The sequence below is a fragment of the Pseudonocardia bannensis genome (assembly GCF_012911875.1).
GTDB lineage: Bacteria > Actinomycetota > Actinomycetes > Mycobacteriales > Pseudonocardiaceae > Pseudonocardia > Pseudonocardia bannensis.
Genome location: NZ_JAAXKZ010000057.1, coordinates 1 through 10634, shown reverse-complemented (window position 1 = coordinate 10634; position 10634 = coordinate 1). Strand labels below are relative to the sequence as shown.

The following is a 10634-nucleotide window of genomic DNA, read 5'->3' as shown; positions in this document are numbered from 1 at the left end:
GGGTCAGGCGGGAACTGCCATCGCGAGGCCGACGGTCGCGTCGGCGAGGACGTCCAGGCCCTTGCGGAGCAGGTGGTCCGGGGTCGTGAGGGGTGCGAGCACCTTGACGACCTCGTTCTCGGCCCCCGACGACTCGATGATCAGACCGTTCCGGGCGCACCGGCGGATGATCTCCGCCGCACACGCCCCGTCGCCGACGTCGAGGCCCTGCATCATGCCGCGGCCCTTGCGCCGGAGGCCCGGAACCCGCTCGGTGAGCTCGGTCAACCGGTCGGTGACCAGCACACTTCGCCGCACGATGTCCTCGGCGAAATCGACGTCGGACCAGAACTTGTGCAACGCGACGCGGGCGGTGACGAAGGCGTGTGCGTTGCCGCGGAAGGTGCCGTTGTGCTCCCCGGGCTCCCACTGATCGAGGTGCGGACGTACCAGGAGCACCGACATCGGCAGCCCGAAGCCCGACAACGACTTGGACAGCACAACCAGATCGGGGGTGATACCGGCCGCTTCGAAGCTGAAGAAGGTGCCGGTGCGCCCGCAGCCGGCCTGTACGTCATCGACGATGAGCAACGCGCCGTGCTGGGCGGCCAACGAGGCCACCCGCTGCAGCCAACGGGCCGACGCGACGTTGAGACCGCCCTCGCCCTGCACGGTCTCGAGCAGGATGGCGGCGGGCGCGTCCAGGCCGCTGGAGGGGTCCGCCAGCATGCGGCCCAGCAGGTCCGTGGTGTCGACGTCGTCGCCGAGGTAACCGTCGAACGGCAGCCTCGACACCCCTGGCAGCGGGATCTCCGGACCCATTCGCTTGCTGCTGTTCGCGGTGGCCGCGAGCGCCCCGAGGGACACCCCGTGGAAACCATTGGTGAAGGCGATGACGTTGGTGCGGCCGGTCACCTTGCGCGCCAGCTTCAACGCGGCCTCCACCGCGTTGGCCCCGGTCGGACCGGTGAACTGCACCAGGTGGTCCATCTCGCGCGGGCCGAGAATGAGGCGTTCGAAGCTGCCCAGGAAGGACCGTTTCGCCTCGGTGAACAGATCGAGCCCGTGCGTGATGCCATCGTTCAGGACATAGTCCAGTAGGGCCGCCTTCATGTCCGGATCGTTGTGTCCGTAGTTGAGCGCGCCGGCGCCGGCCAGGAAGTCGATGTACTCCCGGCCCGAGGTGTCGCGTACAACACTGCCCCGGGCCGTCGCCAGCACAGCATCGAAAGATCGACAGTAACTTCGTACCGACGATTCACGGCGATCGAAAACATCGTTCTTCAACGTCGTCAGCTGCATTTCTCCCCCATCGGGCGTTTCGCCCGTCGTCAACAGCGTCGGCGCCGCCGGACAAGCCCACCTGCCCTACCTGGAGGCAGTGGGTCACCACACCCGACGCACAGGACATCGGTGCCCCGATTTGCCCTGGCCGAAAGCCCCGCCCCTACGGCACGAAAGACGATCGCAGTGTCCGCGATCAGCGTTTCGATGACACCTCTGGTTGTCGCTTCCCCGCCAGGCCCGTCGCCTCAGGCGGAGCACTTCGCGAAAGGACGGATCACGATCGTATGTGCAGCGCTCACCGCGCGAAGTGCCGACACTGCCTGCGGCGTCCATGTCGGATTGGCTTTCCCCACCACCGCACCGGCACGATCAGCTGCTCAGTGCCGGCGAGCCCGGCGCCAGAACCGTGCGCGCGAACCTCGCGCGGCCGGCACACGGACCGAAGCTCACGGGCCGGTCGACCATGACGGGGCCTGCCACGGACCAGCACCGGCGAGCCGTCTCCGGGCCCGTCACGAGGGGTGAGAGACGTCCGGACGCGGCTCGAACGCGGATGGCCACAGCCGGTGCGGAGCTGATGGCGATCCTCGACCTCGACGGGAAGTGTGGCCCCGGCGCAGAACGCCGGACGCCACGCACCCGCCTTTTCTCACCCCCGGCTCTTCCACGGTCACAACGGCGCCAGAACCACCGAGATACTCGGTGGCGCACTTATGCAGTCCATCACGGGCGCCGTCGACGAACCGGCCCGGCCCGGCTCAGCAGGCAGTGGTAGAACCTCTGCAGCACGGACCGCGAATATCCCGTGGCCTCGGCAAAGATGATTCGACCTCGTGCAGACATGCGTTCATAAAATCCCCCGTGCTGCCTCGACGGACAACAGGGCGGGCACCACCCAGCAACGCGGCAAGCTCGACGCAGACAGGCCGATGACTCCAGCAGAAATCGGCACCCATGCGTCGGTGCAGCCTGACTCTCCCCCGAGCCGCTCGACGGTACGGCCCACCCTGTGCGCTTCAGGGCTCGTTGTTTGAGCTGTCAGCAATATTTATCCCAGCCCGAATGAAAGCGCAAGGGTCAACAGCGGCTTCGGTCACCACCGAGCGCGGTCCACTCGAACGGCCTAACGATTCACAGTTTCGCGACATGTTGCAATGCCGACGGATGCAATATCCGCCCCGGAGTGTGCATACGTGGCCGCTCGCGCAAGTTCTTCACAAACCACACAACTTGACATCGGACCGACGGAAGGATCGATTCACGATCCTGACAAGTCAATTGGTGCAGGCTTCTGGGTCATGTGGGTCCGTCCCGTTCACTGCAGTAGGACCATCACCCCTGCCGGATCCGGGTCGAGGTCCCCAGGGCGATGTCGTGGTCGACGACATGCTGCTCGTCCCGCACCACCGATGCGTCCCCAGGATTGGTGAATCCGGCGGCGATGGTGGCCGGGCAGCGGCCGCCGGGACGCACCGGACCTGCTGAGCCGTCCTCAGGTCCGAGCCACCCGAACGACCGTCGGCACGCCGGAGGCGGCCACCGCGAGAGCCGCGCGCAGCGGGAGAGACCGCTCGACCGGATAGTGCGCGAGGGCTGAGAGCCGGCAGTGCGGTGGTCGAGCGGTCAGGTCGATGTGCAGGCGTCGCAGCCTGCGCAGCCCAGCGGTACGGCGGATCGCAGCGGTCCGATCCAACTCGGCGGGAAGCCAGAGCTGCATGCGGGCCCCGTCCGGGAGAACGATCCTCAGCAGCACTCCGCCAGGCCTGCGGATCATGCCCGTCAGCCGCCCGACCCCGGGCGGCGGAGCCTTGCCATCGGTCATGCGAACGCTCCACCACACGTGAACCCCGACCGGCGCCCCGGGTCCGGCTGATTCCACGCCCTGGCAGCAACGCAGCGCCGATCGCATCGTGTCCGGCCTGGTGCGGCTCACGGCTGCGGGTCCGACCCGGCCGGCGGGGAGGAAGCCCGCTCCCCCGCCGAGGGTGAGCGGCTCAGCCTTCCCGATCCGAGGGTAGTGGCCGCCCCGCTCGACGGTGCCGGCTCGTTCACCCCGGCGGTCGCCGTGTCGCTCGGCCGTGTCGCGGCGGTTCCGGGCGGACACCACGGCGGCCGTCGTAGTGGCCGGCGGAGGGAACAGGACATGAGCCGGGCCCTACCCACCGACCGAACCGTACGACGACGGGATGCTCGACGTCGGCGACCGGAACCTCGTCCACTGGGAGACCTGCGGTGACCCGGACGGCAAGCCGGCCCTGGTCGTGCACGGCGGGCCGGGATCGGCAGCTGTCCCCACTCGGGCATGCCCCGGTGCGCCCTGCGGACCGGCGCTCTTCAGCACGAGCACCGAGTTCTCGTCCACCGGGAGGTCGGGATCGTCGATACGCGCCGCCATGTCGTCGTAGTTCTCGAAGACCACGGCGGGCCCGGAGTGCTTGTGCAGCCGCGACTCGGCGGCCGGTGGCTTGATCACGGCTCCATCGGGTGCCAGTCGCCGCGGAGCACCGCCAGCGTGTCCGACGCGACGAGCGGGTCCCCCCGCCACCGGATCACGTCGTCGTTGAACACCTTGGCGTGCTCGATGTTCTCCGCCAGTGTCCTGCCGTTCGCTGTGAGGGCCGTGGTGTCGAGGAGGTCGCCGATGTTGCGCAGCAGCGCGGGCAGGCCACCGGCGTAGAAGAAGTCCTCCATCAGGTACGCCCCGAGCGGCGGATGTTCGCCAGCAGCGGAGTGCGGCGTGCGAGCTCCTCGACGTCGTCGACGGCCTGCCGGGCCCGGCTGCGAGAGGCATCCGCCGCCTCTCGGGTCACGGTCCGTCGGGTACCGGGTCGATCACGGGGACACCGGTCTCATCGCGGCGAGAACTCGGTGCGGCCCAGGAGGGCGGCAGCCTCGGCCGCGCTCGGGGGCAGCGCGGTGCCGTCCTGCTGCCGCGTGGCGAGGAACTCTTCCGGGGGGATGAAGTAGGGGTTCTCCACCACCAGACTGCCGACGAGGACCTTCGGATGGGTCCGGATGACGTCGATGAGGACCCCGGCCCCGAACTGGGCGACGTCGTAGAGGCAGAGCACCCCCATCCGGTCGGGAATGTGCCGGGTGAGCTCGCTCTCGTACTGGATCAGATGGTCCTCGCTGGCCCGCGGGATCCACCAGCTCGCCTCACCACCCAACCGCGCGAAGGAACCGGGGGATCGCGTCGTCTTCTGGGTGACGGCGTCCCACATGCCGAGCATCTCGTGGACGGTCAGGCCGTTGGCGGGCTGTGCCGGGTCGGCGGAGGTGCGGATGTCGAGCAACCCGGCCCGGCGCCACTCACGGACCTCGGACTGCGAGCCGAGCAACCGTGACATCGCGATCGGGTCGGCCGCGTCCACGACGACCACGCAGAACTCACCCGCCAGTAACCCGGCTCGGAAGATCGCCGTCATCACGACGTCGCGCTCGACCGGTTCCTGGAACACCCCACAGACATGGTCGCCGGGTCGCAGGCCGATCCCCTGAATCTCGAAATCATCGTCCATACCGCTACCCGTCTGTAGCTGCTCATCGCGCCCCGACATGCCATGACGCGCGGACTGCAGCGCAGCAGATCACCCCCCGTCATGTGATCGACCCGCCCTGGCGAAACGGAACGCCGGTATTCGACCTCCCATGCCCAGCCGGTGCCCGCGGAACTCATGTCGGCTGCGATACGGGCGGCGGGGCGGGCGCCCTACCGGGCCTGGCCTGGGGCGCTGGCACGGGTCTGGATGCGCTTCATCTCCGACGCACCGGAGTTCACCTGGAGCGGGACCGCGATCATCCTGGCCAGCTCTACGATCATCGGTGCGCCGGCCGGGCTCGTCGTCGTCGCACGTCGACAGGGCCGGCGCGGGGCCGGGCTCCTCCGGGCGCTCGGGGGTTCCTCGATGATCCTGCTCGGGGTCGGCGGCGGCATGGTCATACTGCCCACCCTGCTGCTCGGGGTCCTGGCGGTCGCACGCACCGACTGGCCCCGCTGGGCGCGTGGGCCGTGCGGACTGCTCGCGCCGGCCCCGGTGGCCGCCCTCCTGCTGGACACGGGACGCCTCGGGTTGCTGCACATCGTCGCCGCGCTGATGGGGTACCTGGCCCTGGTCGGCGCGATGATCCTGATCGTGCGGATCGGCTTCGCTCCGGAGCGTCGACCGCTGGTGCGGCCACAGCCCCGCCCCGACACATCCAGCTGAGCGCCGGCCTGGTGCGGGAACCGGGCATCGCCTTCTTGTCCGGGGCGGACCGGCGGCGGATGCTGGACAGGGATCAGAAATGTTCGTCCGTGGAGGTCCGAGATGTCGGGCATCGTGGTCGGGGTAGACCGTTCGGAGCACGCACTGGATGCCCTGCGGTGGGCGATCGAGGAGGCTGCCTACCGCGGATGCCCGCTGCGGGTCGTGTACGTGTGGGAACCGCACTACGTGTACGAGGACTGCCGGGGTGACATCGCGATGGCCCTCGGCGTGGAGTCGGGCCGCCGCGAGTCCACCCTGCCGGAGGAACTGCTCCAGGTCGTCCTCGGCGACCGGGATCGCCCACCCGGCCTGGAGACGACGAGCCGCGAAGGCCATCCCGGCAAGGTCCTCACCGAGCTGGCCGCCGACGCCGACATGTTGGTCGTCGGCTCACTCGGACGCGGAGCGAGACGTCGGCACCTGGTCAGCGGATCGGTCGCGCACTACGTCGCGAACCACGCCCGGTGCCCGGTGACCGTGGTGCCCCCGGCACGCACCTACGTGCTCACCACCTGACCGGTCGTCCACGACCCGGGCACGGCGGCGTCCACCCCTACAACCGTTCCGAGTCCTTCAGCACCGAGCCGTGGAGCCGGTAGCCGACCACCTCGCTGGCGAGGACCACGGCGTTCTCGCCGAGCGAGAGGTGCCTGAACCCGATGGCGTTGGGGGATGCCCAGGCCTCGTGCAGGGCGTCGGCGAAGATCCGGTCCACGCCGTCCTCCAGGGCCAGATCGATGGTGTGCCCGCTGCGGAGGAAGACTTCGATGCGGCACGTCATCGGAACAGGGTAGGACTCGGCGGGCCCCTTTCGAAGCACAGCTGGCCGGCCGCCGTCCGCCCCACTCCGCTCGTCGATCCTCCAGCGCCGCTGACCGGTGTGATCGGAGAACACCATCGAATTCACTGACCGGGGTCACGGCGAGGTGGTCCTGCTGGTGCACGCAGGGGTGTTCGCGGAATGGTTCGCCGCCCGGGGATGACAGCGGCGGCATCCGGCGACATACCGACGGCCTTCGACATCGTCATGCGGGCGGTCGGCGGCGACGAGTACGCAGCGGTGCTCCGACGCCGCTCTGGGGCCCGGCCGGCTTCGGTCGAACCATCGCCGAGTTCCTCGGTCGGCATCCCGTTCAGCCTCGGCGACGGACGCGATCCGCCCATCGGAACAGAGTTTGGGACACCGGCCACGGGCGGCAGGCCCGCAGGCGCTCCGGGCTGGGCGCGGCAGGACCCACCCGACATCGACGCGGCGAACTCAGCGGTGCGGCGAAGAAGCCCGGCGAGCAGGGGGACACCGGTCGCGCAGCCCGGCGGATCCGGCTCGTGTGCTCGCCTCGAGCGACGGCCCAGGTGCCCGACGGGCCGGTCGGTAACGGAAGGCTCAGGTGCGTCGACAGTCGTTCGTGACCCATCCGAGCGCAACCTTCCGCCCGCAGCAGCCATCCCCGCAGTACCCGTCGACGCTGCCTGCTCTCGACCCGGCCACCCTGCCCGCGTACCCGCTCGTCGCACAGTCCCGCACGGAGCCGTTCCCTCCCGCCTACCCGAAGCCCATGCGTTCGGTCACCGGGGGACGCGCGTCCCGACTCAAGATCAGATGGCGTCGGCTGCTACGCCTCGCTTCCCGCTCCTGATCCCGTCGCCGCTTCGCCCGTGAGCTCTCGGCCGCGCCGGACCTGGGTCCGGCGTCGCCGGTACACTCGAAGATCCCGCTACTGCGGCCCAGCCGGCAACCGCACCGCGCTGTCGACGCCGAATGCCCCATTCAGGCGATTCACCCGATTCGAGAGCCAGCTCGCTCGGCGGCGGCCGGGCCCTGGACCGGCGTCGACGGGTCCGCTCCCGGCGTGGGAACGAGCCCGCCTCCGGAGCAGCGAACGTCGTCGAGCAGGAGGTCGCGTCGGCAACGAGACCCTCGACACCGTCGAGGAAACAGCCGCGGCCATGCCGTCCAATCCGACGCGCATGTCGTTCAGCGTCGCGGCCACAGTTCATACGCCGTCGTGGCGTTGTCGTTGATCTGCCGAGAGGCCATCGTGGACCGTCTCCAGCACGCCGCGACCAACGGCTCTGTCGCGCGCCGCGACCCCGAGCCCACCGGTTCGCGGTCGCCGCAGGGCGTCGCACATCGAGATCGCCGGCATGCCGGCCTCCATGCCTAGCGCCGAACCTCCTCCTGCAGATCAGGCCCCGGCATGTCCACTCCGGGCCGTCGCTCAGCCCGGGCCACAGCAGTCGAACTGCGGTTCGATCTGCCAGTGTCGCCGGAGCAGCCAGCGCCGTAGGGCCGGCGGGAGCTGGCCGGTGGCGACTGCACTGGCCAACGGCCCGGACAGCAGGGGCCCGTCGCCGCACCGGGAGCAAGCCAGGTCCGCGATGGGCCCGCGAGGGAGACAGGCGCGGCAGTACCGCCGCTCGACGATGTCGCCGCTGGACGGGTCCAGCACGAGCCACTCGATCGCCAGATCGTCACGTTGGCGCACGGCGTCGGCCCGGGTCCGGGGTTCGTGCCCGCAGGTCGGGCAGGTCGGAGTGGTAACCCGAGCAGAACCGATCGTGGCCATGACCGTGAATTGTCACAGCATCGCGGGCCCCGACAGGCCACGACACGTCATTGCCGGGCATCAATTCTCCTCGAATTTCCGGGCCCACGTGGATCGGCCCGATTCCTCCCGTTCGTCGACGTCGATGCGCCGTGGTCGCGTGAGGCACGTCCGACGGCGGCTCGGAATCTGCGTGTGAAACGGGCCGGGTCACTGAATCCCGCCGGCAGCCGCTCCTGGTGACCGGCTCGTTCGCCCTGACACCTAGCCGCCGTGGTGCACGGCCTCCACGTTGTGGCCGTCGAGATCGCGCAGGAACACGCCGTAGTAGCCCGGGTGGTACTCGGGCCACTCGCGCGGGGCGTGCAGCACCTGCGCACCCGCCGCCACAGCGGCATCGTGAACCGCGTCGACCGCGTGGCGGTCGGCAGCGCGGAAGGCCACGTGCAGTTCCCGGGTCTCAGCGCCATTGGCCGGACTGAGCCAGAAGTCGGGGATGCCGTCGGGGCCGGACAGACCGACGACGAAGGACCCGCCGTGCGGGAAGCGCATCGCTTCGTGCATTCCGATCGGGGCGAAGGTACGGAGGTAGAAGGTGAGCGACGCCTCGACATCGGCCACCTGAAGCCCCATGTGATCAATCATTTCCGGAGATGAGCGACGGCGTCCGACATTTTGCGACACCGATCCTTCGGCCTCGGCCTTCCGGCGGGTACGTCGGACGATCAGGTGGTCGAGCCCGAACCGGCCCGAACCGGTCACGGCGAGCTGCCATGTTCAGCGCCATCAGGACGCCGGCCACCGGCACCCCGAGGCCGACCCGGGCAACCAGGAGGACGAGATCACGGGTCGTCCGGATGGCGGTCGTGGAGGGGCGGACGCTCGCGGTGCTGAGAGTGGTCATGATCGTGACAGCAGTTCGCCGACCGGCAGCACGGCCCGGCACCGGGCGGCTGCCGAGCAGCGGTCGAAGCGGGTCAGCGGCGGCGTCACGACATCGGGCAGGGTTGCCATGGCCTCACGCCGCCTCGAGCAGGGCCGGCCGGACTCGGTGAGCCGGGCGGGGCCCGGCCCGGGTTCGACGGCGATCAGACCAGCGCTCGCCAGGCGCGGCCCGAGGAACTGGTCGCAGCAGCCCATGCCGTCGATGACCGGCGACAGCCCGATGTCGCCGGAGATCCGGCAGCGGCCGGCGCCGACGGCTCGGAGAACGGCGCGATCGCGGTGGCTGAGCTCGGTGGGCGGCGTCGTGGTCAAGTCAGCTGCCGGTCCCGCTCGGCGCGACCGCGATCCGGACCGGCTGGACCGGTCCGCGACGAGGTCAGACCGCCGCCGTGGTGCGCCCGTAGAGCACTAGAGCCCAGGTGAGGTGCCCTGCGAATGCTCCAGAACAACCCGGCCCGTCCCTGGACGGTGGCCTCGCCGGCCGCCGCGACCGGGGTGTCCCGGGCCGCCCTGACCCGCCGCTTCACCGCACTGGTCGGCGCGCCTCCCATGCCGTTCCTCGCCGGCTGGCGGCCGGCCCCGGCCGCCGACCTGCTCCGTGAGTCCGACGCCACCATCGGAGCGGTCGCCCGACTGGTCGGTTACGGCAGTTCCTTCGCGCTGAGCACCGCTTTCAAGCGCGTCCACGGCATCAGCCCACAACAGCACCGCATCGGCGCGGTGGCCGGCTGACCCGGAGCGGACGCTCACCACTCCCCGCCGCGCAGGCGATGAGTACGGCCGGTCGGCACGGTCCTATCCGACGACGGATGAATCCGGAGGAGGCCCACCTGATGACCACCATCCTCGATCTCGACCCGCCGGCCGGTCAGCTGATCCGGCTGCTCGACGGCGTGCGCGACGACCGGATGACCGCACCCACGCCGTGCGCGGAGTACACCGTGGGCGACCTGCTCGACCACCTGATGAATGTGACGGTCGTGTTCCGCGGCGCCGCCACCAAGACGGCCACGACCGGCGGCCCGTCCGGCTCCGCGGCCAGGCTGCCGGCGGACTGGCGTGCCCGGTTGCCCCGGCAGCTCGACGCGCTCGTCGTGGCGTGGCGGGACCCGGCGGCGTGGGAAGGAGTGGCCGAGGCCGGTGGGGTGGAACTGCCCGCCGAGGTCATGGGTGGCGTGGCTCTCGACGAACTCGTCCTGCACGGTTGGGACCTCGCCCGCGCCACCGGGCAGCCGTTCACCTGCGACGCGCACAGCGCCGAGGCCTGCCTCGCGTTCACCTCGGCGATGTCCGCGCCCGGGGAGGACGCGAGCCGCGAGGGGCTGTTCGGACCGGTGGTCCCGGTGCCGCCCGGGGCACCCGTGTTCGACCGGGTGCTGGGGTACAGCGGCCGCGACCCCTCCTGGACACCGGACGCCGCCCCGGCGAGGGAGCCCGGTTAGCCGCCGACGTGCCGGTGCCCCGGGCGTCCCCGGGATCGATTCGCCGGGCCGGCCCGGTCGGCTTCCCAATGATCTTGTCAAGTCGTGACCGGGGCGGCCTGGTAGGGGCGTTGGTCGCGCAGCATCGCCCAGAGCACGTTGACTCGCCGTCGGGCGAGGGCGAGGACTGCGTGGGTGTGTCGTTT

The 10634-nt window shown here is 70.2% G+C and carries 11 protein-coding genes and 3 pseudogenes; 5 read left to right on the top strand and 9 right to left on the bottom strand.

The features are described from left to right. Nucleotides 1–3: 3 nt before the first annotated feature. From ectB to HF519_RS16190, 3 genes are all read right to left on the bottom strand, one after another. The gene (gene ectB, locus HF519_RS16200) at nucleotides 4–1281 is read right to left on the bottom strand and encodes a diaminobutyrate--2-oxoglutarate transaminase (RefSeq protein WP_211170112.1); all 1278 of its coding nucleotides are present in this window, start codon (nucleotides 1279–1281) and stop codon (nucleotides 4–6) included. A gap of 1317 nt (nucleotides 1282–2598) precedes the next feature. Next, nucleotides 2599–2739, bottom strand: coding sequence for a hypothetical protein (locus tag HF519_RS16195; RefSeq protein ID WP_169413789.1), 141 nt, complete (start codon nucleotides 2737–2739; stop codon nucleotides 2599–2601). Between the two features lie 19 nt (nucleotides 2740–2758). Continuing rightward, entirely contained in the window at nucleotides 2759–3088 is a 330-nt protein-coding gene (locus HF519_RS16190) for a hypothetical protein (protein ID WP_169413788.1), read from the bottom strand. Between the two features lie 364 nt (nucleotides 3089–3452). Here HF519_RS16190 and HF519_RS31440 point away from each other — a divergent pair. Next, a pseudogene (locus HF519_RS31440) lies at nucleotides 3453–3560 on the top strand (prolyl aminopeptidase); the annotation flags it as partial. Nucleotides 3561–3625: 65 nt separating this feature from the next. On the opposite strand, the pseudogene HF519_RS33555 reads toward HF519_RS31440, so the two are convergent. The 3 genes and pseudogenes from HF519_RS33555 to HF519_RS16180 all read right to left on the bottom strand — a co-directional run. After that, nucleotides 3626–3739, bottom strand: a pseudogene (locus HF519_RS33555) (hypothetical protein); the annotation flags it as partial. Next, a complete protein-coding gene (locus HF519_RS31435) occupies nucleotides 3736–3957 on the bottom strand; it encodes a hypothetical protein (protein ID WP_438826400.1) in 222 nt (73 codons plus the stop codon). The gene HF519_RS31435 and the pseudogene HF519_RS33555, both read right to left, overlap by 4 nt. 158 nt (nucleotides 3958–4115) lie before the next feature. Further along, entirely contained in the window at nucleotides 4116–4787 is a 672-nt protein-coding gene (locus HF519_RS16180) for an MEDS domain-containing protein (RefSeq protein ID WP_169413787.1), read from the bottom strand. Between the two features lie 141 nt (nucleotides 4788–4928). On the opposite strand from HF519_RS16180, the gene HF519_RS16175 reads away from it, so the two are divergent. Continuing rightward, nucleotides 4929–5474: a hypothetical protein gene (locus tag HF519_RS16175; RefSeq protein ID WP_169413786.1), complete on the top strand. Its 546-nt coding sequence runs from the start codon at nucleotides 4929–4931 to the stop codon at nucleotides 5472–5474. A 102-nt stretch (nucleotides 5475–5576) separates the two neighbouring features. Further along, a complete protein-coding gene (locus HF519_RS16170) occupies nucleotides 5577–6032 on the top strand; it encodes a universal stress protein (RefSeq protein WP_169413785.1) in 456 nt (151 codons plus the stop codon). Nucleotides 6033–6069: 37 nt separating this feature from the next. On the opposite strand, the gene HF519_RS16165 is transcribed toward HF519_RS16170, so the two are convergent. From HF519_RS16165 to HF519_RS30470, 3 genes are all read right to left on the bottom strand, one after another. Beyond that, on the bottom strand, nucleotides 6070–6297 hold the full coding sequence (locus HF519_RS16165; protein WP_169413784.1) for a hypothetical protein: 228 nt from the start codon (nucleotides 6295–6297) through the stop codon (nucleotides 6070–6072). A 2029-nt stretch (nucleotides 6298–8326) separates the two neighbouring features. After that, nucleotides 8327–8824 (bottom strand): VOC family protein, encoded by a 498-nt coding sequence (locus HF519_RS16160; protein ID WP_312860145.1) that lies wholly within the window; start codon nucleotides 8822–8824, stop codon nucleotides 8327–8329. Between the two features lie 138 nt (nucleotides 8825–8962). Next, nucleotides 8963–9319 (bottom strand): hypothetical protein, encoded by a 357-nt coding sequence (locus HF519_RS30470; RefSeq protein WP_211170111.1) that lies wholly within the window; start codon nucleotides 9317–9319, stop codon nucleotides 8963–8965. Between the two features lie 114 nt (nucleotides 9320–9433). On the opposite strand from HF519_RS30470, the pseudogene HF519_RS16150 reads away from it, so the two are divergent. Together HF519_RS16150 and HF519_RS16145 are read left to right on the top strand one after the other, a co-directional pair. After that, a pseudogene (locus HF519_RS16150) lies at nucleotides 9434–9739 on the top strand (helix-turn-helix transcriptional regulator); the annotation flags it as partial. A 101-nt stretch (nucleotides 9740–9840) separates the two neighbouring features. Beyond that, on the top strand, nucleotides 9841–10449 hold the full coding sequence (locus tag HF519_RS16145) for a TIGR03086 family metal-binding protein (protein WP_169413782.1): 609 nt from the start codon (nucleotides 9841–9843) through the stop codon (nucleotides 10447–10449). The last annotated feature ends 185 nt before the right edge of the window (nucleotides 10450–10634 follow it).

What these genes read in the sequence shown, in the direction of transcription:
- ectB (WP_211170112.1), bottom strand. Translation starts at nt 1,281, where the DNA reads ATGCAGCTGACGACGTTGAAGAACGATGTTTTCGATCGCCGTGAATCG.
- HF519_RS16190 (WP_169413788.1), bottom strand. Translation starts at nt 3,088, where the DNA reads ATGACCGATGGCAAGGCTCCGCCGCCCGGGGTCGGGCGGCTGACGGGC.
- HF519_RS31435 (WP_438826400.1), bottom strand. Translation starts at nt 3,957, where the DNA reads ATGGAGGACTTCTTCTACGCCGGTGGCCTGCCCGCGCTGCTGCGCAAC.
- HF519_RS16180 (WP_169413787.1), bottom strand. Translation starts at nt 4,787, where the DNA reads ATGGACGATGATTTCGAGATTCAGGGGATCGGCCTGCGACCCGGCGAC.
- HF519_RS16170 (WP_169413785.1), top strand. Translation starts at nt 5,577, where the DNA reads ATGTCGGGCATCGTGGTCGGGGTAGACCGTTCGGAGCACGCACTGGAT.
- HF519_RS16165 (WP_169413784.1), bottom strand. Translation starts at nt 6,297, where the DNA reads ATGACGTGCCGCATCGAAGTCTTCCTCCGCAGCGGGCACACCATCGAT.
- HF519_RS16145 (WP_169413782.1), top strand. Translation starts at nt 9,841, where the DNA reads ATGACCACCATCCTCGATCTCGACCCGCCGGCCGGTCAGCTGATCCGG.